Annotated in this window: 23 protein-coding genes and 1 pseudogene; 20 read left to right on the forward strand and 4 right to left on the reverse strand. The window is 43.3% G+C overall.

Annotated features, from left to right (window positions below; all coding sequences use genetic code 11):
• Positions 1–10: 10 nt before the first annotated feature.
• The 11 genes and pseudogenes from BM377_RS00795 to BM377_RS00840 all read left to right on the forward strand — a co-directional run bounded on the left by BM377_RS00795 (position 11) and on the right by BM377_RS00840 (position 11,236).
• Positions 11–652, forward strand: coding sequence for a precorrin-8X methylmutase (locus tag BM377_RS00795; protein WP_092242248.1), 642 nt, complete (start codon positions 11–13; stop codon positions 650–652).
• Positions 653–666: 14 nt separating this feature from the next.
• Positions 667–1,827, forward strand: a complete 1,161-nt coding sequence (gene cbiD, locus BM377_RS00800; RefSeq protein WP_242948057.1) for a cobalt-precorrin-5B (C(1))-methyltransferase CbiD — start codon at positions 667–669, stop codon at positions 1,825–1,827.
• A gap of 62 nt (positions 1,828–1,889) precedes the next feature.
• Complete coding sequence (gene cobM, locus BM377_RS00805) at positions 1,890–2,654, forward strand: precorrin-4 C(11)-methyltransferase (protein WP_092242251.1); 765 nt, start codon at positions 1,890–1,892, stop codon at positions 2,652–2,654.
• Between the two features lies 1 nt (position 2,655).
• Positions 2,656–3,672: a FecCD family ABC transporter permease gene (locus BM377_RS00810; RefSeq protein WP_092242255.1), complete on the forward strand. Its 1,017-nt coding sequence runs from the start codon at positions 2,656–2,658 to the stop codon at positions 3,670–3,672.
• Positions 3,669–4,418 carry an ABC transporter ATP-binding protein gene (locus BM377_RS00815; protein ID WP_092242258.1) on the forward strand — a complete coding sequence of 250 codons (750 nt, stop codon included), beginning with the start codon at positions 3,669–3,671 and terminating at the stop codon, positions 4,416–4,418. The genes BM377_RS00810 and BM377_RS00815 overlap by 4 nt, the downstream gene beginning before the upstream one ends.
• Positions 4,415–5,536, forward strand: a pseudogene (locus tag BM377_RS16750) (cobalt-precorrin 5A hydrolase); the annotation flags it as partial. The gene BM377_RS00815 and the pseudogene BM377_RS16750, both read left to right, overlap by 4 nt.
• 18 nt (positions 5,537–5,554) lie before the next feature.
• Positions 5,555–6,304: a precorrin-3B C(17)-methyltransferase gene (gene cobJ / locus BM377_RS16755; RefSeq protein WP_242948061.1), complete on the forward strand. Its 750-nt coding sequence runs from the start codon at positions 5,555–5,557 to the stop codon at positions 6,302–6,304.
• Entirely contained in the window at positions 6,294–8,495 is a 2,202-nt protein-coding gene (cbiT, locus tag BM377_RS00825; protein ID WP_177223753.1) for a precorrin-6Y C5,15-methyltransferase (decarboxylating) subunit CbiT, read from the forward strand. The genes cobJ and cbiT overlap by 11 nt, the downstream gene beginning before the upstream one ends.
• A 544-nt stretch (positions 8,496–9,039) precedes the next feature.
• Positions 9,040–9,345, forward strand: a complete 306-nt coding sequence (locus tag BM377_RS00830; RefSeq protein ID WP_092242264.1) for an ArsR/SmtB family transcription factor — start codon at positions 9,040–9,042, stop codon at positions 9,343–9,345.
• A 57-nt stretch (positions 9,346–9,402) separates the two neighbouring features.
• Entirely contained in the window at positions 9,403–9,840 is a 438-nt protein-coding gene (locus BM377_RS00835) for a GNAT family N-acetyltransferase (RefSeq protein WP_177223754.1), read from the forward strand.
• A gap of 82 nt (positions 9,841–9,922) precedes the next feature.
• Entirely contained in the window at positions 9,923–11,236 is a 1,314-nt protein-coding gene (locus BM377_RS00840; protein ID WP_092242277.1) for a discoidin domain-containing protein, read from the forward strand.
• An 87-nt stretch (positions 11,237–11,323) separates the two neighbouring features.
• Here the strand turns inward: BM377_RS00840 and BM377_RS00845 are convergent, their stop codons facing one another.
• Together BM377_RS00845 and BM377_RS00850 are read right to left on the reverse strand one after the other, a co-directional pair.
• Entirely contained in the window at positions 11,324–12,181 is an 858-nt protein-coding gene (locus BM377_RS00845; protein ID WP_092242280.1) for an aldo/keto reductase, read from the reverse strand.
• Positions 12,182–12,203: 22 nt separating this feature from the next.
• Complete coding sequence (locus BM377_RS00850) at positions 12,204–12,599, reverse strand: RrF2 family transcriptional regulator (protein ID WP_092242283.1); 396 nt, start codon at positions 12,597–12,599, stop codon at positions 12,204–12,206.
• Between the two features lie 210 nt (positions 12,600–12,809).
• On the opposite strand from BM377_RS00850, the gene BM377_RS00855 reads away from it, so the two are divergent.
• The 4 genes from BM377_RS00855 (at position 12,810) to BM377_RS00870 (ending at position 16,770) form a co-directional block, all read left to right on the forward strand.
• Positions 12,810–14,090 (forward strand): O-acetylhomoserine aminocarboxypropyltransferase/cysteine synthase family protein, encoded by a 1,281-nt coding sequence (locus BM377_RS00855; protein ID WP_092242286.1) that lies wholly within the window; start codon positions 12,810–12,812, stop codon positions 14,088–14,090.
• 150 nt (positions 14,091–14,240) lie between these two features.
• The gene (locus BM377_RS00860; RefSeq protein ID WP_092242289.1) at positions 14,241–14,840 is read left to right on the forward strand and encodes a hypothetical protein; all 600 of its coding nucleotides are present in this window, start codon (positions 14,241–14,243) and stop codon (positions 14,838–14,840) included.
• 107 nt (positions 14,841–14,947) lie between these two features.
• Positions 14,948–16,081 carry an acyltransferase family protein gene (locus BM377_RS00865; protein WP_092242297.1) on the forward strand — a complete coding sequence of 378 codons (1,134 nt, stop codon included), beginning with the start codon at positions 14,948–14,950 and terminating at the stop codon, positions 16,079–16,081.
• A gap of 92 nt (positions 16,082–16,173) precedes the next feature.
• A complete protein-coding gene (locus BM377_RS00870; protein WP_092242298.1) occupies positions 16,174–16,770 on the forward strand; it encodes a hypothetical protein in 597 nt (198 codons plus the stop codon).
• A 112-nt stretch (positions 16,771–16,882) separates the two neighbouring features.
• Here BM377_RS00870 and BM377_RS00875 read toward each other — a convergent pair whose 3' ends face one another.
• Positions 16,883–18,268: an AAA family ATPase gene (locus BM377_RS00875; protein ID WP_092242299.1), complete on the reverse strand. Its 1,386-nt coding sequence runs from the start codon at positions 18,266–18,268 to the stop codon at positions 16,883–16,885.
• A 209-nt stretch (positions 18,269–18,477) separates the two neighbouring features.
• Between BM377_RS00875 and BM377_RS00880 the strand changes: the two genes are divergently transcribed.
• The gene (locus BM377_RS00880) at positions 18,478–19,032 is read left to right on the forward strand and encodes a DUF3592 domain-containing protein (RefSeq protein WP_092242301.1); all 555 of its coding nucleotides are present in this window, start codon (positions 18,478–18,480) and stop codon (positions 19,030–19,032) included.
• A gap of 445 nt (positions 19,033–19,477) precedes the next feature.
• Here BM377_RS00880 and BM377_RS00885 read toward each other — a convergent pair whose 3' ends face one another.
• Complete coding sequence (locus BM377_RS00885) at positions 19,478–20,737, reverse strand: FtsK/SpoIIIE domain-containing protein (protein WP_092242304.1); 1,260 nt, start codon at positions 20,735–20,737, stop codon at positions 19,478–19,480.
• Positions 20,738–21,037: 300 nt separating this feature from the next.
• Between BM377_RS00885 and BM377_RS00890 the strand changes: the two genes are divergently transcribed.
• The 4 genes from BM377_RS00890 (at position 21,038) to BM377_RS00905 (ending at position 23,396) form a co-directional block, all read left to right on the forward strand.
• Entirely contained in the window at positions 21,038–21,370 is a 333-nt protein-coding gene (locus BM377_RS00890; RefSeq protein ID WP_092242307.1) for a hypothetical protein, read from the forward strand.
• Between the two features lie 18 nt (positions 21,371–21,388).
• Positions 21,389–21,673 (forward strand): hypothetical protein, encoded by a 285-nt coding sequence (locus tag BM377_RS00895; protein WP_092242310.1) that lies wholly within the window; start codon positions 21,389–21,391, stop codon positions 21,671–21,673.
• Between the two features lie 96 nt (positions 21,674–21,769).
• Positions 21,770–23,152, forward strand: coding sequence for a cobyrinic acid a,c-diamide synthase CobB (locus tag BM377_RS00900; protein ID WP_092242313.1), 1,383 nt, complete (start codon positions 21,770–21,772; stop codon positions 23,150–23,152).
• Positions 23,153–23,198: 46 nt separating this feature from the next.
• Entirely contained in the window at positions 23,199–23,396 is a 198-nt protein-coding gene (locus tag BM377_RS00905; RefSeq protein ID WP_092242316.1) for a hypothetical protein, read from the forward strand.
• The last annotated feature ends 62 nt before the right edge of the window (positions 23,397–23,458 follow it).

Consider the following 23,458-nt stretch of genomic DNA (forward strand, 5'->3'; position numbering starts at 1 on the left):
AGGTGGGCGCATGCAGATAGAGCACATTCTTCCTTCGGATATAGAAAAAAGAAGCTTCGAGATTATAAGAAAAGAGCTGGCGGAAAGCGGCGTGAGCATTCCCAAAGCCGTTGAGCAGACCGTTGTGAGAGTCATTCATACCACGGCCGACTTTGAGTACGCCAAGACTTTAATGTTCTCCGAGGATGTTATCGAGAAGGCAAGAAAGGCGATTTATGAGGGCGCCTGCATTGTGACTGATACAAACATGGCACTTTCGGGGATCAACAAAAGATCGCTTGCTAAATTCGGAGGTGAAGTTTTCTGCTTTATGGCGGATGAAGAAGTTGCGGGCGAAGCTTCAAAGAGGAAGGTCACAAGAGCTTACGTAAGCATGGAAAAGGCTTCGCGCATGGATAAAAAGCTGATCTTCGCGATCGGAAACGCACCGACTGCTCTTATTAAACTAAAAGAGCTTATGGACGAGGGTTATAAGCCTGAGCTTATAATCGGCGTTCCCGTGGGCTTTGTGAATGTCGTTGAGGCAAAAGAACTGATAATTGAAAGTGATGTTCCTTATATAGTAAACAGGGGAAGAAAGGGCGGAAGCGGCGTTGCTGCTGCGATCGTCAACTCCATCCTTTATTCCATGGATGAAAAAAGAGGGAAATAACCCGCGGAGGGCATATGAGCGGAACAGGAAAAAGAGCCGGCTCAAATCCCGGCGGCAAAGATGATCATATGGACGCAAGCGTAACTAAGCTTCGAAGCGGTTATACAACGGGAAGCTGCGCAGCTGCGGCGGCGAAGGCGGCCCTTATAATGATGGAAACGGGCGAAGATATCTATAATGTAAGTATCGTTACGCCCAAAGGTATCATATACAACGCAGAGATTGTTGACATTAAGAAAAGCGAAGATAACAGCGAAGTTACCTGCGCGGTCATTAAAGACGGCGGCGACGATCCCGATGTCACGACGGGTGCTTATGTCTATGTAACTTTAAGAAAGTCGGACAAAGAAGGCATAAGGATAGACGGCGGAGAAGGCGTGGGAAGAGTCACAAAGCCGGGGCTCGATCAGCCGATAGGAGAAGCCGCCATCAATTCCGTTCCGCGCAGAATGATAAAGGAGAATCTTGAGCAGGTTCTTTTGACAGGGAAATCAGATATAAAGGGACTCGACGTTATCGTAAGCGTTCCGGGCGGAGAGGAGATCGCGCAAAAGACATTTAATCCGATGCTCGGAATTGTCGGAGGCATATCGATCCTTGGAACAACCGGGATCGTTGAGCCTATGAGTGACAGCGCGATCGTTGAGACGATTAGGACACATGTCAGGGTGAAAAAAGCCGAGGGAAAAGAGATCTTGCTGGCGGCTCCCGGAAACTACGGAATAACTTTTTTAAGTGAGAGATACAAGCTTGAAGACGGAAACGCAGTCATGACTTCCAACTTCGTATATGACGCGGTGAGAATCGCGCTTGAGGAAGGCTTTTCGAAGATGCTGTTTGTCGGACACATCGGTAAGCTCGTAAAGGTTGCGGGCGGAATAAAGAATACACATTCAAGGTACGGCGACCACAGAATGGAGATCTTATCGGACATCGCGAATGATGATGGTATAAGATCCGAATTGTCCGAATGTGTAATGACGGATGAAGCCGTAAGGATCATCACGGAGAAAGGCCTTGCGGATAAAGTTTTTCCTAAGATGGCGGAGCTTATAAAAAAGCACATGGAAGAATGGGCTGATGGAAAAATACAGATAGAAATTATAGTCTTTTCCAATGAGTACACGGAACTTGTGAGCACGGCCGGTGCGCACGGGTTCATGGAGCAGCTTTGAGCGCACAGCTCACCTGTCAGCATTTTGTTAAAGCTTGATCGTTAATATCAGGGAGAATAGCGATGGTACATTTTGTCGGAGCGGGTCCCGGAGCGGTGGACCTCATAACCATACGAGGACAGAAATTGATTGCGGAAGCGGACGTCATCATATACGCGGGTTCGCTTGTTAATCCAAAGCTTTTGGATTACGCCAAAGAAGGTGCGCAGATTTATGACAGCGCCAAGCTTACGCTTGAAGAAGTGATTGCTATCATGAAGGAAGCTGAGGAACAAGGCTTTGATGTCGTGCGGCTTCACACGGGAGATCCGAGCATTTACGGCGCAATAAGAGAGCAGATGGATGAGCTCGATAAGCTTGGAATAGCCTATGACGTAACGCCCGGAGTGAGCTCTTTTTGCGGGGCAGCGGCTGCGCTTGAGATTGAATACACACTTCCGGGGATCACACAGAGCGTCATTATTTCGAGGATGGAAGGAAGGACCAAGGTTCCGGAAAAAGAGTCTGTTGAGAACCTTGCTTCTATCGGCGCGACCATGGTGTTCTTCTTGTCCGCGGGCGATATAAAAGGACTTAAAGAAAAGCTGTTAAACGCTGGGAGAGATCCCAAAACTCTGTGTGCGGTTGTTTATAAAGCAACATGGGACGATGAAAAGAAGTTTATATGCACGCTTGATGATCTTCCGGATATGGCGAGCGAACACGGGATAAATAAGACGGCGCTTATAATAGTCGGAGATGCGTTAAGTCAGGCGGGATACGAGAAATCAAGGCTTTACGCTGCGGATTTCGACACGGAATTCAGAAAGGCAAAAGAGAATCCTTAAGATGGAAAAGAAGATTAAGAAAAGAACGGCGGTTGTATTTGCGGCTCTTTTGATACTGGTTATCGCTTCGTTTCTTGTAAATATTCTTGTGGGAAATGTAAAGATAAGCCTTCAAGAGATAATCGAGGTTTTTGCGGGAACGAGCAGTAACACCAAGATCATAAACATAATAATGACGATAAGACTTCCGAGGGCAGTCATGGCGCTGGTTCTCGGGGGCGCTCTTGCCGTGTCGGGATTCCTTCTTCAGACGTATTTTGCCAATCCCATCGCAGGTCCTTATATCCTTGGTATTTCATCGGGAGCCAAGATGGTGGTTGCGCTTACGCTTATCTTTTTTGCGGGAAAGATAGGAAGGGTATCGAATCTTTTGCTTGTGTTTGCTGCATTTGTCGGTGCGATCACGGCGACGGGCTTTATCATCATGATCTCGAAAAAGGTTAGGAGTATGTCGGCTCTTTTGGCTGCGGGAATCATGATCGGATACATCTGCAGCGCGATAACGGATTTTCTTGTGACGTTTGCCGAGGACTCGGACATCGTTAATCTCCACAGCTGGTCGCAGGGAAGCTTTTCCGGAGCAAACGCCGAGGGAGCTCTTTTTTCCGTGATCATTGTGGGAATTACATTTTTTGCGGTGGTTCTTTTTTCCAAAACTCTTGATGCGTTCAGGCTCGGAGAGGGCTATGCAAGGAGCGTGGGAGTTAACGTTAAGCTCTGCAGGATCGTGATAATAATCTTGTCGGGCATATTGTCGGCGTGCGTTACGGCATTCGCGGGACCCGTGTCGTTCATAGGAATCGCGGTTCCGTATCTTATGAGAGAAGTGCTGAAATCGTCCAAGCCGATTCTTTTGATCCCGGCGTCGTTCCTTTCGGGCGCGGTATTTTGCATGCTGAGCGACCTTCTTGCGAGGATGCTCTTTGCGCCGACGGAGATGAATATTTCAGCGGTGACGTCGCTATTTGGCGCGCCGATAGTTATTTTTATGATAATAAGACGAGGTAAGAGCAGGTGAAAATAGAGAACGTTTCTGCCGGATATCGAAAAAACATAGTGCTTAAGGACGTGAACCTCGAGGTGAAAAAGGGCGAGATCATTTCGCTCATCGGGCCAAACGGCGGGGGTAAGTCGACTCTTTTAAAAAGTATAAGAGGGGAGCTTTCGCTTCTTGGAGGCGCGGTCTATCTCGGCGAGGATGAGCTTAAGACAATATCGCTTCGCGAGCTTTCAAGGAAGATGTCGATCGTTACGACGGACAGGATAAAACCTGAGCTTATGACGTGCAAGGATGTTGTGAGCGCGGGAAGGCTTCCTTTTACCGATTGCTTCGGATTCGGTTCGGAAAAAGACACCGCGGCTGTGCAGAGGGCGATGTCGCTTATGAAGATTGAAGCGCTGAAGGACAAGCCTTACGACAAGCTTAGCGACGGACAAAAGCAGAGAACTTTGATAGCAAGGGCGATCGCACAGGAGCCTGAGTATCTTATCATGGATGAGCCTACGTCGTACCTGGACATAAGGTACAGGATGGAATTTATGGATGTGATAGAAGGGCTTGCAAAAGAGGGCGTGACGATCATCATGTCACTTCATGAGCTTGAGCTTGCACTCAACTATTCGGACAGACTTCTTCTTATCTATGATGACGGAAGGACTATGTGCGAGGAACCTTCTAAGGTTCTTGAAAAGGGGCTGATAAAAGAGCTCTTTTCACTTACGGATGAGATGTATGAGAAGGCTCTCGGAAAGAGAATGCTATGAACAAGGTAGAATATGAAAAATACAAGATCATAAGCTTTACCGATGCGGGGCGTGAGTTGGCTGAGAGGCTCCTTATTCTTCTTGTGACAGGCGGCAAAGCCAAGTGGGCGGAAGGAGCTTTTTCCGGTAATGCGGAAGATGATCTGCGCGGCGAAAGTCATGGTGACAATGCGGTAGAGTCGCTTGATGATTTTGTAAAAGAAAACTTTGATACCGGAAATGTCCTTGTGTTTATAGGTGCCGCAGGCATTGCGGTAAGAGCGATCGCGCCCTATATCAAGGATAAGACCAAAGATCCCGCGGTCATTGTTATTGATGAAAAAGGCAGGAACGTGATTCCGATTTTGTCGGGGCACATCGGAGGCGGAGTTAAGGAGGCGCGTCTTATGGCGATGCTTCTTGGTGCCAAGCCGGTTCTTACAACCGCAACGGATGTTGAGAATGAGTTCGCTGTTGATGTTTATGCCAAGGCAAATGACCTTGTTATATCCGATATGAAGGCGGCAAAAGAGTTTACGGCGCGCCTTTTGGAAGAGAAGAAAGGCTACTACTTTGTAGATGAAGGCGCGGAAGCGTTTGTGGGAAGCGGCATAGGATATGAGAATGTGGTAAGGGTGAAAGACGTCAGTGACTTGTTTATTGATGATGCGAATCCCGAGAAGAAAGCCGCGCTGCCGGAGAGCGGTAGAAAGAACTTCTTTGTCATCTCTTACAGAGACGACGATGCACTTTCTGCGCTTGGTTTAAAGGGTGATTATCTAAAGGTTATTCCCAAATGCATTGCGGTCGGAATGGGCTGCAAGAAGGGAACGGGCGGCGATTCTCTTTACTCTTTTTGCCTTGATAAGTTAAAAGAAGCGGGGATTGATGCAAGGGCGGTGGATGCGCTTGCTTCCGCATCGATCAAAAAAGATGAAGAGGGACTTAAATATGTCGCTGATAAGCTTGATGCATATTTTGTGACCTTTGAAGCGGACGATCTCATGGCGATGCCGGGAGACTTCGAGTCTTCCGAGTTTGCGCTTGAGGTGACGGGCTGCGATAACATCTGCGAGAGAGCGGTGGTTGCTCTTGGAGCGGAAGGAGTTCTTGTTCACAAGACCAAGGGAACGGGAATGACTTTCGCGGCAGGTGTAATGAGGCCTAATAAGAAGGGCTCTTTAACCGTAGTCGGAATCGGACCCGGCGCCTACGAAGATATGACTGTCAGAGCTCAGAAAGCTCTTTTGGAATCAGATGTGATCGCGGGGTATACGGTGTACTGCGATCTCGTAAGACCTTATTACAAGGACAAGGAATACATCTCTACGCCCATGATGGGAGAAGAGAAAAGGGTTGAGCTGGCTCTTTTGACAGCGGCCAAAGGCAAGGCGGTTTCGCTTATCAGCAGCGGGGATGCGGGAGTTTACGGCATGGCGGGACTTGCGTTTCTTTTGGGACAAAAATTTCCTGATGTCGATATCAGGGTAATCCCCGGGGTTACTGCGGCTCTTAGCGGAGCGGCACTTCTTGGGGCGCCTTTAATACATGACTTTTGCCTTATCAGCATGAGCGACAGACTTACGCCTTTGGAGCTTATCGAGAAGAGGCTGCGGTGCGCGGCGATGGCAGATATGTCGGTAGTTATCTACAATCCGGAGAGCAAGGGAAGGAAAGGGTATCTTAAGCACGCGTGCGAAATTTTGTTGGAGACGTTGCCTGCGGACAGGGTATGCGGAATTGCGAATAACATCGGAAGAGACGGCGAGAGCTGTAGCGTTATGACTTTGGCAGAGCTTAAGGATGCGGACGCTGACATGTTTTCAACTGTGTTTATCGGCAATTCCACAACTGCGAATATTGGCGGAAAGATGGTTACTCAAAGAGGGTACAAGAGTGAGAGATAAGGATAAAAAGATCCTGATTTTCGGAGGAACAACTGAAGGAAGAGAGCTTGCATCTGCGCTTTTACGGGCAGATGTTTCGCATGTTGTCAGCGTTGCGACGGACTACGGAAAAGAGATCGAGAATTCCTGCGGCGAAGACAATGTCATTGTCGGAAGGAAGGATGCGAACGAGATGGCAAAGCTTATCTCGGACGAGGGCTTTACGGTCTGCGTTGACGCGACTCACCCTTTTGCGACGCTCGTTTCCGGTGAGATCAAGAAGGCCTGCGAGAGGACAGGAGCTGAGTATTTAAGGCTTCTTAGGGATACGGGAGCTAGGGCTGCCTCACAGGGTTCGGGTGAGAAGGCTGAAGGTCTTTTCAGGGATGCGGTCGATGAAGCTTCGTTTATGGTATGTGACAGTGTTGATGCTGCAGCTGACGAGCTTGAAAAGACGGAAGGCAATATTCTGCTTCTTACGGGAAGTAAGGATTTAAAATCGATAGTATCAAGAATCAGCGACGTTTCAAGAGTATACGCAAGAGTCCTTCCATATCTTGAGAGCATTACAAAGTGCGAAGAAGCAGGGCTTAAAGGCAAGCAGATAATCGCGATGCAGGGTCCTTTTTCCAAGGATATGAATATTGCTCTTATAAAAGAAATCGGGGCATCGGTAATTCTTACCAAGGAAAGCGGCGCTGCGGGCGGCCTTGATGAAAAGCTTTTTGCGGCAAAAGAGTGCGGAATAAAAGCCGTAATGATAAAGAGTCCCGAGAGTGTGATTACATCGGAAGGCCACAGCTTAACTGAAATACTTGATAAGGTTGGCGTTAAAGATATAGAGGCGGGTATTGAGAGAAAGATAATTACTCTTGCCGGGATCGGACCCGGAGATTCGCGTTATTATACACGGGAGCTTGAGGAAGCGCTTAAGAAAGCAGACGTGATCTTCGGTGCAAAGAGCATTCTTGAGAGAGTAGATAAGAGCGGGATCAAGGCGCATTTTGAGCCGCTGTATATGGGAAAGGATATATTGGAGTTTCTTGAAAAGCGCGGGCTTGGTGAAGATTCGGCTCGAAGCGGATTCCATGAAGGCTTGGTAGAGAGTGGCTTCCACGGAAGAGAAGCAAAGGCATCTTATTCAGAGTATAAGCATCCGCTTGCTCTTTTCTCCGGAGATATCAGTCTTTGCAGCGGAGCAAAAAGTGCAGCGATTATTTTTGAAAATGCGGGCTATGAAGTTCATAAGATTTCCGGGATTTCTTCGATAGCTCTTTTTGCAAACAGATTGGGACTTGGACTTGAGGACTGTGATGTTGTGAGCGCTCACGGAAGAGACTGCAATGTTTTGGGATACGCGCTTTGCTCTAAGAAGCTTATCGTCCTTCCTTCAAGCTGTGCGCACGCCGGGCAGATAGCAAGGGCAGCGCAAAGCGAGAATCGCGAGGCAGCAGTTTTGGCGATGCCTGACAAGGGGGACGAGGCGATCGGAACCCCGCTTCGGATAGTTCTTGGATACGAACTTGGAACTGAGGCGGAGAGAGTTTTTGAAGTTACGGAAAATGAACTTGGAAACGATATCTTTTCACCTGATGAGAAAGGAAAATGTCTATTGTTTATTGAGAATAGAAGCGCGGGCGAAAGCCCTGTGATAAGAGGAATACCTGACGATGAGTTTATAAGGGGCAAGACGCCCATGACCAAAGAAGAGGTGCGTGCGATATCTATCAGAAAGCTTGGGCTTTCTTCGGATTCCGTACTTTACGATGTCGGCGCCGGAACAGGCTCTGTTTCTGTTGAGGCAGCTCTTTTGCATCCCGATATCAAGGTTTATTCGATTGAGAGAAACGATGAGGCGATTGATATTCTTGAGAAAAACAAAGAGAAGTTCGGTGCAGATAACATCAATATCATAAAGGGCGAAGCGCCCGCTGCGTTTGAGGAGCTTCCTTCGCCGACACATGCTTTCATCGGCGGCAGCGGCGGCAATCTCAAAGCCATAATTAAGCTTCTAAAGAAGAAAAACGAAAACGTCAGGATTGTTATAAATTGCATCACTTTAGAAACTTTGACCGAGACCCTTTCGGTGATAAAGGAGATGAATCTTGCAGAGCCCGACATCGTTCAGCTCAGCGCAAGCAGGTACAAAAAAGTCGGCGACTACCACATGCCCGATGCGATAAACCCTGTGTATATCATAAGCATTTGCTGAATATATGTTTGACGACAAAAGAAGGTAATGATACTATATATTCAAGAAAAGGTGCTACCGATAGACGGTTAGCTCCGGTTAATAGTTATGAGTCAAAAAGACCGCCTACTACTTCGCCAAAAGTTTTTCAGCGGTCTTTTTTGATGCTTACTTTTTTGAACTCTTATAAATACTGATCACGGTAACGATGATACTGATAATCGTTACTACAATACTTATAAGATTTATCGCAATTTCTATCACCAAGATTGCTCTCTTTCAGATTTCCCATACCGTTCCCTCCTATAACATGAGAGTTCTCGGGTTACACCCGGCAAAGAGCCAACCGCCTACCGTAAATGGTAGCACCACCATAATTATAACAAACGTATGTTCTTTTTATCAATGATTCTTATTTTGTATATTTATGGACGATGTATTTGAGAGAAAGCAGATGTTGACAGTATCTTTAAAACAATGAAAAAAACTTTTTAAAACACATTGACGTTTGTCTATGTGAGTGATATTATTCTCACATAGATAAATATCAATAGGAGGTAATTGTATGAAATTAAATGAAGTTTCGCTTATCTGCAAAGCGCTTGGAGATGCAAACAGACTGGAGATAGTGCAGATGCTTTCGGACGGTGAGAAATGTGGATGTGAGTTGCTGGAAAAGTTTGAGATTACTCAGCCTACATTATCGCATCATATGAAGAACCTTGTAGATTGCGGCCTTGTGAATGATCGCAAGGAAGGAAAGTGGCATCACTATTCATTGAATTGTGAGACATTAACAAATTATAAATCATTCATTGACGGGCTTACCTGCGTGAAATGCTGTGATAAGAAGAGCGGGTGTTGTTCATGACAGGAACCATTATCATGGAACGGATTTAGGGAATGAATGACAACAGGGAGAAACATGATGATTGAAATAAGAGACTGTGATAATTACGAAGCCGCAAAAGAACTGATTTTGGAGTATTCAAAAATAAAGGGTGCAGAATCCTGCTTTGTATCTCTTGATAAAGAACTGGCAGATCTTAAAGGCTTTTATCAAGACGGAGCTTTGTTGCTTGGATATTGTGGGGAAAAGCCTGTTGCAACAATAGCGATAAAAAAGTTGGACGATACTACGGCGGAAGCAAAGCGATTATACATAAAACCCGAATGCAGAGGACGGGGTTATGCAAGGCCTATGCTTAATGCTATGTTGGATAAAAGCCGTGAGCTTGATTTTAAGGAAGTGCGTTTTACTACAAAGCCTGAAGTGATGAGTATAGGCTATTCCGTGTATAAGAGGATGCGATTCGAAGAACTTGAAAACAATGAAGGAACGGTTCTTATGAGAATGATATTGTAATTTTATGGTAAAATGAGCTGATAGCTGATATTATTTTATCGAGAATAATCTCAGAAAATCAAAAGGAAAGAGGAAACTAAATATGAAAAAATCATTTATTGCAATGGCAATCAGTGTAATTGTCAGCGCGGTTGCAGTGGGATGTACATCGGCTGATGTTCAGGAACCGGGCGCTATTAACATCGAGACCACACAGGAAACAACAGAAGAAGTAACGCAGGAGATTTCTGAGGATCAGGCAAGTGAAGAAACTTCGGAAGAAGCCTCTGAAGAAGCTTCGGCTGAAACCGCTACATCTGAGGATTCGGCTGCGGATGAGTCTTCCGAAGACGCTACAGAAGGAGCATCAAAAGATTCGAAATCAGAAGCTTCAGACAGTGAATACGATTCAGAGATTGACAAACTTTTAGCTTCTAAGGCGATTACGCCCGACAATAAAGACATTATTTCGAGCATTGCAAATGATGTGCTGTTATCAGATCTGCTTAGTGAAAAAGGTTTTGTATTCTCCGATATGGATAAGGATACTGATGCCAAGATTCAAAGAGAGCTCATAGAAACATTAGCATACGGAAAAGAAGGAATTGCCGGAAGTGTTGAGAAAAAAGATGATGGTTCTAAGCAATATATGAGCGAAGATGATCTTAAAAAAGCATTAAAAGATATTTATGGTGCAGGCGAAATTATTTCCGGTTATGAAGTGAAAGTTGATAACGGAAAGGTTTATTATGACTTTGGTGACGGCGAACCGTGGAAGGCTGTTGATCATCCACAATTCTTTGAGGATGATAAATACATTCTTTTTACAGGCCCTTCAATCTACGGAGATAACAGCAGTGTGGAGTTCTATGTAGGACATGCGGATATATTGTTTAAAAAGAATTCGGACAGCAAGTATGGTGTTACTCTTGTGTACGGTAGATACAGAAAGGATAATATCAAAATTTCTTCTGTAGAGACATCTTCAGAGCTTGCCGCATCAAAGGGAAAGACATACTCAGGCAAGAATCTCATAGACGGAGATTTTAAAACCGTATGGTGTGAAGGTGTAAAGGGTGAAGGCGTCGGAGAGACAATAACGCTTAAACTTGAAAAGAAACAGCTTGTTTCAGGCATTCAGATCTGCAACGGTTATACCGCAAGCTACAATCTATATACTTCAAACGGTGTGCTTACGGATGTAAAAGTGGATTTCGGAAACGGAAAGACGGTAGATCATGAGATTGGCGGATATGCCTACGAAGGCTTCACTGCTGATGTTATTGCAGAGAATAATTACAATGTTATCGAGCTCGACGAGCCTGTTGAGACAGATACGATCACTATCAAGATCACAGGAGCCAAGAAAGGTGCGAAGTATGATGATACTTGCGTAAGCGAGATTATGGTTTATTAATACTAAAAAAGCAATGTGTATTTATCTGAAAATACACATTGCTTTTTTGTCTATAATGGATCACAAAGCCCGTACCCCGGGACTATTTCAATCAGCTTGATCCGGTGAATGTCCGGAGTTTCCGTAAGGCTCGATCGCATCTATTTTTTTAATATCTTCATCTGATATTTCAAAATCAAAAACATTCGCGTTCTGCGCGATCCTGTCGGGATTTACCGACTTGGGAAGCGGAACGACGTCGTGCTGAATTTCCCATCTTAATATTATCTGTGCGACGGTGCGACCGTATTTATCCGCAATCTCTTTTAACAAGGGATGATCAAGTGACTTGCCGCGCCCGAGCGGGCTCCATGCTTCAACAAGGATGCCGTGCTCCTGACAGAAATCCACAGTATCTTCCTGAAGAAATCCGGGATTTATCTCAATCTGATCGACCGCGGGGATGATATCAAATTCCATGAGTGCCTTAAGATGATGAGTAAGGAAGTTGGAAACACCGATTGCCTTAACCCTTCCCGATTTGTAGATCTCGATCATGGCCTTCCAAGTATCGCGGTTGGTGTTTTCCCAATCATCGTCAAAAGCATAGGAAGCGGGCCAGTGAATAAGATAAAGATCAAGATAATCAAGACCGATCTCGCTCATTGTCTTTTCAAATGCTGCAAGTGTTTTATCGTAACCAAGCTCTGTCTTCCAGACTTTACTTGTCACGAAGATGTCTTCTCTTTTGACATCATTCTCTTTTATAAAGTCGTTTATCGCCTGTCCTACCTGCTTTTCGTTTTCGTAAAAAGCGGCGGTGTCGATGTGGCGGTAACCGGTTTCCAGCGCGGTTTTCGTTGAATTATATGCTTCAACCGGATCTTTTATCTTATAGGTTCCAAAGCCCAGACACGGAATCGCTGTGTCGTTGTTAAGCTTGATTCTTGTAGTCAGCGTACTCATTTCTTTTCCTCTTATTTTTCTTTTAAACAAGGTCACTAAGTTTCTTTCCGAAAAAGAAGTCTTTCTCTATCTTATAAAACTCTTTCCACATCTTAACAGTCTTGCAGCCTCGTGCGCGAGGGCATTTCTCAGCGCCTTTTTCAAGACATGCTACAGGGGCAAAAGAGCCTTCCATGAGCTCAACGATCTCGCCGACCGAGTATTTTTCCGGACTTCTTGTGAGAGTATATCCGCCGTGCTTGCCGCTCACGCCGGAAATAAGCCCGCCTTTAACAAGGTCTTTTACTATGATCTCAAGGTACTTTTTGGAGATACCTTGTCTTTCTGCAATATCTTTAAGGGGAATGTGTTCTTCGTCCTTGTGCTCAGCAAGATCGATCATGACCCTTAATGCATAACGTCCTCTGGTGGAAAACATACAATATCACTCCTTTTCTTTTACCTATTATATACTAGGATAAATAGGCTCATCAATAGTAAAATCCTGCGCTGCGAGCGGGGAAAACAAAATATTACTTCGGGTTATCGCTTGCGATAGATATTACTGATTGAATTACCTATTGACATAGTAGGTCATAGGAGATATTATTGCAACATAAAATTTCAAATTCAAAGGAGATTAGAGACTATGAGCAATTACAAATTTGAGACACTTCAGTTACACGTTGGACAGGAACAGCCCGATCCCGCTACGGACGCAAGAGCGGTTCCGATTTATCAGACTACATCTTATGTATTTAGAAATTCACAGCACGCAGCCGACAGATTCGGACTTGCGGATGCGGGTAACATCTACGGAAGACTTACAAATTCCACGCAGGATGTTTTTGAAAAGAGAATAGCAGCTCTTGAGGGCGGCAGCGCAGCACTTGCGGTTGCATCGGGCGCAGCAGCGATCACTTATACGATTCAGGCACTTGCCGCAAACGGCGGACACATAGTTGCTCAGAAGACCATCTACGGTGGTAGCTACAATCTCCTTGCACATACATTACCTCAGTACGGAATCAAAACTACTTTTGTAGACGCTCATAATTTAAAAGAGATTGAGGATGCTATTCAGGAAGACACAAGAGCAATCTACCTTGAGACATTAGGAAATCCCAACAGTGACATCCCGGACATCGATGCGATTGCTGAGCTTGCTCATTCAAAGGGACTTCCTCTTGTAATCGACAACACATTCGGAACACCTTACCTTATCAGACCTATCGAGCACGGCGCTGACATCGTTGTTCATTCTGCAACCAAGTTCATAGGCGGACACGGAACTACACTCGGCGGTATCATCGTTGAGTCAGGTAAATTCGATTGGAAAAAGAGCGGAAAGTATCCCGGAATCGCAGATCCCAACCCCAGCTATCACGGCGTATCTTTCTATGACGCTGTTGGTCCCGCTGCATTCGTAACATATATCAGAGCTATTCTTTTAAGAGATACAGGCGCAACAATTTCACCTTTCAACGCATTCCTTCTTCTTCAGGGTGTTGAGACACTTTCACTTCGTCTCGACAGACATGCGGAGAACACCAAGAAGGTTGTTGAGTTCCTTAAGAACCATCCCAAGGTTTCCAAGGTCAACCATCCTTCAATTGCAGATCATCCCGATCATGCGCTTTATGAGAAGTATTTCCCCAACGGCGGAGCTTCAATCTTTACATTTGAGATCAAGGGCGGAAAAGAAGCTGCTTGGAAGTTCATCGATAATCTCGAGATCTTCTCACTTCTTGCTAACGTTGCCGATGTAAAGAGCCTTGTTATCCACCCCGCTACAACAACTCACTCACAGCTTAACGATGAGGAGCTTGCTGATCAGGGAATCACACAGAGCACGATCCGTCTTTCAATCGGAACAGAGCACATCGACGATATCATCGCAGACCTTGAAAAAGGCTTTGCAGCCATCTGATCAATTTTTTGCTAACAAAGTTTTTTCTTCATAAATCTTTAGATATACCGCCTGGCTTCACGGCCGGGCGGTATTTTTTTCGGCAAACTTGCGCCTGTGTGGTACAATATATCTTGTAATTCATAAAACGCTTAATAGGAGGAAAAAGAGATGAAGAATAAATTTCTTGTTGCGCTGATGACAGGCTGCGTTCTTGCTATGGCTGTCGGATGCACATCTCAGGAAGAAACTGCGACAGATGCAGGCTTTGAGGAAATGGCTCCTGAATTTGCTACAGATGAGAGCCAGGCGCAGACCGAATCTGAGCCGGAAGAAACAGCCGAAGCTCCCGCAGAGGAATCTAAGGAGACTGCAGAGGATACTCAGCAGAGCGCAAGTTCAGATATTGCAGACGGTACATGGAGCGCATATCTTGATAACACAAGAAAAGATGACGCAGGTAAAGTAGGAGAAGTAGGAGAGCCGATGAGCATCATTTATGATGGCGGATTAGAAGGCGACGTGCTTAGCGTAGTCGGAGTGCTTGCTCCCGATCCTTACGATCCCACAGGATTTACTGCTGATGGCTCACATGCACTTAAGCTTACAGATTCAACCGAGTTCGTTATGAGCGGCGGAGATACAGGTCCTGAGACGGTTACTAAGGAAGAATTCGGAGAGCATTTCAAGAATTGTCTTGGCTCAGGCGGACTTGCCTTTGAAGTAGTGATCGAGGGCGGTGCAGTTAAGAAAGTGACCATTTCAGCGTAAGCATAGCTTGCAATTTAATATTGATTATAATTTCAAATGTGATCGGGTCTCCCAATGTAGGTATTGTGGAGACCTGATTTTGTACATAACTTTGAGGACACAAATAAATGCAATTTATTTTTTTCATATATTTTATCCTCCCCGTGATCCTGTTTTGGGGCTCAAGGATAGCAGAAGAAGGCAAGTGGAATGATGGATTTCTTTCTCTGGAACAGTCCAAAGCTTTTCAGGGAATCTGCGTCGTTGCCATTGGCGTTCATCACATTTCTCAAAAGGTTTTTGCAAACCGGGAGGTTGCTGTATTTATCAGAAACATGCTGTCTCCCTTTGTTAATATCGGAGTTTTTTTGACCGCCGTATTTTTCTTTTTTAACGGATATGGTCTTTACAAGAGTTATATAAATAAGCCCGGTTACCTTGACAATTTTTTGAGAAAAAGACTGGTCGCACCTGTTGTGGCCTATTATGTAACGGGATGGATATTTCTTGCGATAAGAGTTTTGGTCGGAGAAGAAATGGGACGAAAACTCTTTTTGCTTCAGCTTACAGGAGTTGTTCACAGCAGTCCTTACAGCTGGTATATAGTTGTTCTTTTAATTTTTTATGTGGCGTTTTATCTGGTGTTTAAGCGTGCCAAAAACGAACGCTCCGCAGTGATTCTTTTTACAATTATTGTATTTGCGTACATTGCGATATCTCTTTTTATCCCAAGAAATGATTATTTTATCAGAGGCGAGTGGTGGTATAACTCTGTTTTCATGCTGCCTCTGGGTATGTTGTTTGCAAGAAACGAAGGTCGGATCATAGATCATGTAAAAAGACATTACGCCGTCTATCTCGTTATTCATCTGATCTTTGCTTACCCTGCGTTTAGACTGTCTTATTTTGTATATAAAAAACTGGGCTATTTTTCTGCAAGCATTCCAAACGGCGTGATATACAAGTTCCTAAGTCTCTCGGCGCAAATGCTTGCATTATATGTGTTCATTGCTTGCATCCTTCTGATCGGAATGAATATAAGAATCGGAAACAAAGTTCTGGCATTCCTTGGAAAGTATACTCTTGAGATTTACCTTATCCACGGCATTTTCGTTGAGCTTTACGATCATGACTTTGCGGGAATTGCCCCTTCACCCCTTCCGATAGAAAAGGTCAGCTTCTATGCGCTCGCCGTGATCGCATCGACGCTCCCACTTGCGCTGCTCCTAAAGAAGCTTGAGAAGGTCGTTGCCGGGAAATAAGTTGTAGGGTGAGATGATTGCAACAAATGTGCAGGGATAAATGTTTATTAGATAAAGACATTGACCATGGTTGATTAAGAGGAGAGTATGAAATGCGGGAGAAAAAATTATCCATAATATCAATTGCAGTTCAGGCACTGCTTTTTTATTTGATGACTTCAACCGGTAATATATCTTTTTTATTTATAGATGTTAGAAGTATCTTTATTCTTCTTGTGTGGGTAGGAGTTTTTGCGATAGTGGATTATACCTATACAAAAGAAATCAAGCATGCAATAAAAATGGGAATTATTTATACCGTTATATGGGGAGCTGTTGGGAGCGGCGTGGAATATCTGTTATTTGCGCTGTTTAACAGGTTACCTGATATAGTGACCGGTGCATGGTATGGTGTACAGAATGTTCTGTGCTTAGGCAGTGCGTTGGCAGTTAGCTTTTATTTTTTCTCCGGACGAAAAAAGATAAATAAGTTGATAGTAGTGGCAATGGTTGCCGTGTTTATCGTATTTATTATAACAGTGAATTATATTATTCAGAATGTACCAACTGATTTTTCGGGTCACGTTTTTAATATTATGTCAATGATTGTATATCATCCTCAGGACATTGCGCTAAAGAGGGTCTCGGCAATATTCTACGGTATTGAAGGCGTGCTGAGTTGTATATGTTTTGGGAAGGGGAATAAATAATTGCAAATGTATGAATAGTAGTGATGCGATAGTATATATCAGAGTTTTTGGCGATGATTTAATCTATAAAGATTAAAGGAGACAGTCAGAATGATGAATCATTCTGATTGTCTCACAGAGTCTTTAAAAACACATTGTTCTTACTTTTGGCAAATTCAAGCAGTTCCTTGGTGAAGCCGCTTTTGGAATATATCACGAAGTACTCATTTCTATTATCTTTTTTCCAATTGACTGCGGGGGATTTTTTTTGGAGATTTTCAAGTGTTTCCATTCCTTTTTTGTTTTTAGAATATTTGCATTCTCCAAATACAATATCCGTACCGACCGAATCATATGCAAGGATGTCAATCTCGACATCTTTTGATCCCCACCATCTTCCGACACGATTGAATGAAACGCCTTCAGAGAGAAGACTCCATACATCGTTTCTGCAAATGTCTTCATACACATATGAAACGTGATTATCAATAAAATTGTTCTTTATCTTATCCTCTACATAGTTTGAATGCCCTGATTCCAGCATGCTTTTGTTTGGATAAACAAACTTAAACCAGAATGAAATGAAATTATCCTTGATTTGGTACAATCCCATTTTGCTCTTTTCGGGATTCTCTTCTGTGATAGGAACTTCTCTTTCAACAATGTCCAGATCAATAAGCGTTTTCAGATATGAAGTCAGATTTGATTGAGATACTCCTAATGCAGATGAAATCTTGCTTAGCTTATGATTTCCCGCAGCTATTGTTTTTAACACGGAAAAATAACTTCCTATCTCCGTGACTTCTTTTTGAAGTAAGAACTCCGGTTCTGCGTACAAGAATGATCCTGTTGCTAAGATGTTTTCGTTTATTGATCTGTATATGTTCTTTTTTGTGTCAAAAAGTTCTATGTATTTAGGTACGCCACCCGTTACGGCGTATTGCTGTATCTGTTCTTCAAGTGATAATGACTCATTAAATTCGTGGTAAAAAGAAAAATCGATCTGTTTTAACTTTATTTGAGCGGTTCTACGGCCATAAAGAGGAGAGTCATAGTTCAAAACCTGTGATGTCATCATGTTGATCAAAGAACCGCATAAGATAAGCATCACATTAGACTTGAGCAATATTTCATCCCAGGCTTTTTGCATGATGGAAGGGAACGCTTTATTGGCTTTGCATAGATATTGAAATTCATCAATTACAAGCACGATACGTTCTTTTTTTGCTTCATCAGCTATTATTTTAAATAGTGGTGTCCACGAATCCAAAGAGGCACTTGCCAATAGTTCGTTATTATATTTCTCGGCTATAAGCTGTCTAAATGTATTTCTGTTTTCTGATTCATTCTCCTCGGTTGCCAAAAAATATATTGAGTTCTTATTTTTACAGAAATGGCTGATGAGCGTAGTTTTACCAACCCTGCGTCTTCCGTATAAAACTACAAAGGAGGCAGAGTTTCTTGAGTATTCATTTTCCAATGTTTTCAGTTCATCAATTCTATCTATGAATGTGGACATAGTAGATACCTCAAAAGTTATATTTGTAATTATTATAATTCAAATTATTATAATTGTAAATATAACTTTTGCTTATAATTCAAAAGTAAGCATATTATTTCCTTTACACATAATGAATTCTTAGATAATCTGTTAATAACATATATTTGATTGCATTTGCTATTATGATGATATTATAAAATGTTTTGGAAGGGGAATAAATACGACTGATGATTGCATTATTGCTTTTAGGAATTTCTTTATTTGCATTCGGTATAGTATTTGTTCTTTTGTGGCTGATACTGTGTCTGCCAAGCAATAACAGATCGGTAAAATGCACCGAGCATACTGAAGGAACGGTGATACGTTTTTACTCGGGAGATTCGATTGACATCGCGCTTCCTGTGGTTGAGTACTATGTGGCCGGTAAAAGATATAAAGTAGTCGGTCCGAAATTCAAGGGAATAAAATTCAAAGAAATACCGGATCCATTCGATAAACATGCTGTTTCGGAGGAATCCAATCTTACTACAAGAGAAGATCTTCCTGATGTATTGAAGGTTACTTATTACGATCATAAGCTGATGAATAAGCACAAAGATCCGATCTTCGAGCTTTATCCCATCGGAAGTTTGGCGCCTGTTTACTACAATCCCGATAAGCCTAAGATGGCTTATGTTCAGAGATGCATTACTTATGGCGCCGGATTCAAGATTATGTTTGTCTCGGGAATCATTATGAGCGTTGTTGGGATTGTGCTGTTTTTGGCTTACTTTGTTATTTAAATATGGATGGAAAATGATTAGTCATTATGTGATGTTCAAACATGAATTACGAAGGAATATATGAATAGTAGTGATGTGATTTATTTGTGTAGACTTAAAAAACTGAGGCTTCTTAATGGGAAAGATATGAATCTTTCAGATATGTCCTTTGAATTTTAGAAAGACTGTAATAAGCTCCGTTGCAGATATGTGGACAGTTCTCTGCTTTCTGTAGCTGTTCTGGTGTGTATGATAAATCTTTTTTTATTTACTTATATGCATTATAATATGGGTATACAAAGCGAATTCATCTGATCCCCTATTTTTTGGGTCGGAATGATTTTCGCTTTTGTATTATCCTGATTATTTCATAATCATTCACTAAAATGGTTATATTTACAAAGTAGGTATGTTCTCCATTCGATAACCCCAAAATTATTCAACAAAACGATGAGCAGTGGTCTTATCAATTCAGAATATTCCAATAATCACTTGATGTTGTGCGCTGAGGGGCATTCCATATATTCTTAACCTTTTGGATAAAGCCCACTTTTTTAGGCGGGACAATTTCTTTTTCTTCCGGCTTAACGGGAGTTGTGTCATCGGGACGGATAAAAGCCTTGGATACAATAGCTGCAATATTGATCTTATCCTCATCAGCAACATAACATCCTTGTACCCTTATCGGCTTATTACCGCCTTTTTTGATGAGCATATCACCTTTTCCAAATAACTTTTCTGCACCTGTCTCATCCATGATAATCCGGGACTCCCTAGAGTTTGTTGTGTTAAGCGCGATTCTGAATGGGATGTTTGCCTTGATAAGACCTGTTACAACATCAACCCTTGGTGACTGCGTTCCGATGATAAGATGGATTCCACAAGCCCTTGCTTTTTGAGCGAGTCTGACAACATAATCTTCAACACCTGGATTCTTAAGGATGAGATCAGCAAACTCGTCAATGATACATACTATTCTTGAAAGTTTATGTCCGTTCTCAATATACTCATCAATATCATCACAGTTATTCTTGGCGAACAATGCATATCTGTTTTCCATAGAGTCACACAGGGAAGAGAGAAGATTAAAAGCTTCATCCTCATCACTGATGATTGACACGGGAGTATTCTTATACTTGTTAAATTCAGTCCCTTTCATGTCTATAACCTTGATTATTGTGCGGACATTTATTTTGGTTGATGAGTCTTTGGCATACACATTATGCATGAGCAGCGATGCAACAATAGAATGTAAAGTCTCAGACTTACCACTTCCCGTTGTGCCTGCAATGAGCATGTGAGGTGCTTTTGCAATGTCAGTGAACACGGGGTTACCGTTTAAGTCTTGACCTAAAACCACGGAAGTCATTGATGATCTGATGTGAAATTCCGGCGTGTAGAGTTTACCAAAAGGAACGATGTTAAATTTACCCCTGCGCTCGATAACAAGCGTGTCCTCAGTCTGAAAGTAGGAGATGTTATCTGTCTTAAGAGCAACCAATAATGTACGCTCGATGGCTTTTCTTGCCCTTAAAATCTTACCGTTAATTTTTATATCTAAGGGGAGGTTGATAATATAGCGTACAACCTGAGAACCTTCTTTAACGTCATTAACTTTAAGACCATATTCCTCAAATACTTTATTGATATTCTCAATATCTTGGGATTTATGCGGATATTCGTTATGTGAATAATTTGTTTTAAGAATTAGGTTTCTGAATGCCATGTTATTAACCTCAATTTTTTAATAAGCGACTGATTTTTGTTTATAATTGTGCTTTCATTGTACGTTTTATTGTGAACTATTGCAATGATATATAGTAGCTAAGTGAAGTGAGTCGGTCTCATCTCCCAATCTTGTGGAGATGAGACCTTTTTTATCCCATATCTTGCGGTTGAAAATACAAACAAATGTTCGTATAATAAAGGTGAAGAAACGAACAAATGTTTGTAAACGAGTCAGGAACAATAATCAGGGAAAAGATCAGTAGATTAGTACAACTCAACCGAAAGAGAGGGCTTTGATATGATATTGGCAGTTGATTTTGACGGAACATTAAGTCTTGGAGAGTGGCCGGAAGTTGGGCCTGCGAACGGGGCACTTATCACATATTTGAAAGAAAGACAGAACCTTGGCGACAAGCTCATACTGTGGACGTGCAGAGCGGGAGAAGCGCTTGCCGATGCGGTTGATTTTTGCAGCAGTAACGGGCTTGAGTTTGACGCCATCAATGACAATCTTCCCGAGATTACGGAGAAGTACGGCAACAACAGCAGGAAGATAAGTTGTGATCTGTACATAGACGACAGGGCAGTCGGTTGCACCGACGCCGCTGTGGAGTATGCGATTAAGCAGTAAGGATGTGTTATATGAACCATGGGAAGAATAATTGATAAAGTAGATGTAATCTGTGAGCACAAGAGCGACGGGACCGTTATTCCGCTACGCTTTAGGCTTGTAAATGAGGATGGCGCCTACGAGGCTTACACGATAAAGGGATACCGCGAGATCCTTAAGAAGGGCTGCTACACAACACCGGACGGCGTCACGGTCAGCAGCAGAGACAAGATCTTCGAATGCCGCGTCCTCATCCTCGATATATACCGAACAGTCCGCCTGTATTTCAATACAGCCACCTGCGACTGGAAGCTCTCCGTGTAGAGCGGGTCCACCTCCGCAAAAGTAATTGTACACCGCCTGCTCTTTGGTTATAATTATAGGAACAGCTTGTATATTACAGCAAAGGACGGACTCAAGATGGAACATATTTTTCCAAGAGTACTTATATGTGCACCCGGAAGCGGCAGCGGTAAGACTGTTATTACCTGTGCGCTCCTTCGTATTTTGATAAAGAAAGGTCTTTTACCCGCATCGTTTAAGTGTGGACCCGATTATATCGATCCGCTCTTTCATCAGAAGGTGCTGGGTATCCCTTCCAGAAATCTGGACTTTTTCCTTGCCGGTAAGAGCGGAGTTATGCGCTCACTCAAAAGAGGCATAAAAGACAGAAATATAGGCATCATTGAGGGCGTTATGGGCTTCTACGACGGCCTTGGTGCTTCGTCCATAGAGGGCTCAAGCTATGATATCAGTAGGATCACGGGAACACCCGCGATTCTTGTTGTCAACGCCAAGGGCATGAGCAGATCTATAGCAGCCGTTGTTAAGGGCTTTTGCGAGTATATGGACTATGATCACAACCAGATCAAGGCTATCCTTCTCAACAACATTTCTCCGTCCATAGCTCCCGATATCATCAAGCTTGTTGAGGAAGAGGTACATATTCCCGTTATCGGATATCTTCCCAAGATAAAAGAAGCTGACATTATGAGCAGACACCTGGGACTTGTGCTTCCCGATGAGGTTCCCGAGCTTGTAAGTAAGATAGATGTTGTCGCAGATAAACTCGAGGAGAATCTTAATTTTGAAAAATTCCTTGAGATCGCTGCGGAGGCAGATACTATCCCCGACGTTGAGGAGAGCTTTGCTCCCACATACAAAAAGAAAAGAGCTCTTTTTAATCCTCACATTGCGATCGCGATGGATGAGGCATTTTGCTTTTACTATGAAGATAACCTTGATATGCTAAGGGACATGGGCGCTAAGATATCATTCTTTTCACCGCTTCATGACAAGCAGCTTCCAAAGGCGCAGGGCTATATCATAGGCGGCGGTTATCCCGAACTGTATGCCAAAGAGCTTTCTGAGAACACCGACATGATCAACAGCTTAAGGGGAGCTTATCTTAGAAAAGTTCCGATCTTTGCTGAGTGCGGCGGATTCATGTATCTTCAGGAAAACATGAAGGACAAGGATGACAACGAATATCCTATGGTCGGCGTGATCCCCGGTGAATCGTATATGACGGATAAGCTGTCGCATTTTGGATACGTTACGGTGACGGCTGCAAGGAACAACGACTACTTAAGACCGTTTGAATCAGTGAGCGGACATGAGTTCCACTACTATGATACATCCGACAACGGAGATGCGTGCATAGTATCCAAGGGTACAAGAAACCGCTACTGGAAGGGAATACATTCCAACAACAATCTGTTTGCGGGATTCCCTCACCTTTATTATCCTTCATGTCCCGAACTCATCGAGCGATTCATGGAGAAGGCAGTCGGCGGCCTTTGATAAGCGCCGGAGAGATTTGACCATAATGGGAAATGGGAGGACTTTGATGAATATCCATCTTTGCAAGGGAGATGAGACCCTTGAGCAGGCGCTTGAATATATCAATGAGCACGACAAGGAAGGCAGAAAGTACACTTTCGATAAGGAAAAGGATCGCTGCTATATAGGCGATGAAGTTTTCGCTACAGCCCCTTGTATCATCAATTACAAGAATAATTATTGGGCGCTTCATTATATTGAATAAAGTTTATACATATACTCAATTATGGTAAAATAGTAGTGCAACACAGTGACCTGTCATTACGA

Source organism: Butyrivibrio sp. INlla21, from assembly GCF_900116875.1.
Lineage (GTDB): Bacteria > Bacillota > Clostridia > Lachnospirales > Lachnospiraceae > Butyrivibrio.

What these genes read in the sequence shown, in the direction of transcription:
- BM377_RS00860 (WP_092242289.1), top strand. Translation starts at nt 14,241, where the DNA reads ATGAAGAATAAATTTCTTGTTGCGCTGATGACAGGCTGCGTTCTTGCT.
- BM377_RS00850 (WP_092242283.1), bottom strand. Translation starts at nt 12,599, where the DNA reads ATGTTTTCCACCAGAGGACGTTATGCATTAAGGGTCATGATCGATCTT.
- cobJ (WP_242948061.1), top strand. Translation starts at nt 5,555, where the DNA reads ATGAGGCCTAATAAGAAGGGCTCTTTAACCGTAGTCGGAATCGGACCC.
- BM377_RS00870 (WP_092242298.1), top strand. Translation starts at nt 16,174, where the DNA reads ATGCGGGAGAAAAAATTATCCATAATATCAATTGCAGTTCAGGCACTG.
- BM377_RS00900 (WP_092242313.1), top strand. Translation starts at nt 21,770, where the DNA reads ATGGAACATATTTTTCCAAGAGTACTTATATGTGCACCCGGAAGCGGC.
- BM377_RS00855 (WP_092242286.1), top strand. Translation starts at nt 12,810, where the DNA reads ATGAGCAATTACAAATTTGAGACACTTCAGTTACACGTTGGACAGGAA.
- BM377_RS00810 (WP_092242255.1), top strand. Translation starts at nt 2,656, where the DNA reads ATGGAAAAGAAGATTAAGAAAAGAACGGCGGTTGTATTTGCGGCTCTT.
- BM377_RS00890 (WP_092242307.1), top strand. Translation starts at nt 21,038, where the DNA reads ATGATATTGGCAGTTGATTTTGACGGAACATTAAGTCTTGGAGAGTGG.
- BM377_RS00845 (WP_092242280.1), bottom strand. Translation starts at nt 12,181, where the DNA reads ATGAGTACGCTGACTACAAGAATCAAGCTTAACAACGACACAGCGATT.
- BM377_RS00875 (WP_092242299.1), bottom strand. Translation starts at nt 18,268, where the DNA reads ATGTCCACATTCATAGATAGAATTGATGAACTGAAAACATTGGAAAAT.
- BM377_RS00835 (WP_177223754.1), top strand. Translation starts at nt 9,403, where the DNA reads ATGATTGAAATAAGAGACTGTGATAATTACGAAGCCGCAAAAGAACTG.
- BM377_RS00795 (WP_092242248.1), top strand. Translation starts at nt 11, where the DNA reads ATGCAGATAGAGCACATTCTTCCTTCGGATATAGAAAAAAGAAGCTTC.
- BM377_RS00830 (WP_092242264.1), top strand. Translation starts at nt 9,040, where the DNA reads ATGAAATTAAATGAAGTTTCGCTTATCTGCAAAGCGCTTGGAGATGCA.
- BM377_RS00865 (WP_092242297.1), top strand. Translation starts at nt 14,948, where the DNA reads ATGCAATTTATTTTTTTCATATATTTTATCCTCCCCGTGATCCTGTTT.
- BM377_RS00905 (WP_092242316.1), top strand. Translation starts at nt 23,199, where the DNA reads ATGAATATCCATCTTTGCAAGGGAGATGAGACCCTTGAGCAGGCGCTT.
- BM377_RS00885 (WP_092242304.1), bottom strand. Translation starts at nt 20,737, where the DNA reads ATGGCATTCAGAAACCTAATTCTTAAAACAAATTATTCACATAACGAA.
- cobM (WP_092242251.1), top strand. Translation starts at nt 1,890, where the DNA reads ATGGTACATTTTGTCGGAGCGGGTCCCGGAGCGGTGGACCTCATAACC.
- BM377_RS00840 (WP_092242277.1), top strand. Translation starts at nt 9,923, where the DNA reads ATGAAAAAATCATTTATTGCAATGGCAATCAGTGTAATTGTCAGCGCG.
- BM377_RS00895 (WP_092242310.1), top strand. Translation starts at nt 21,389, where the DNA reads ATGGGAAGAATAATTGATAAAGTAGATGTAATCTGTGAGCACAAGAGC.
- BM377_RS00880 (WP_092242301.1), top strand. Translation starts at nt 18,478, where the DNA reads ATGATTGCATTATTGCTTTTAGGAATTTCTTTATTTGCATTCGGTATA.
- cbiD (WP_242948057.1), top strand. Translation starts at nt 667, where the DNA reads ATGAGCGGAACAGGAAAAAGAGCCGGCTCAAATCCCGGCGGCAAAGAT.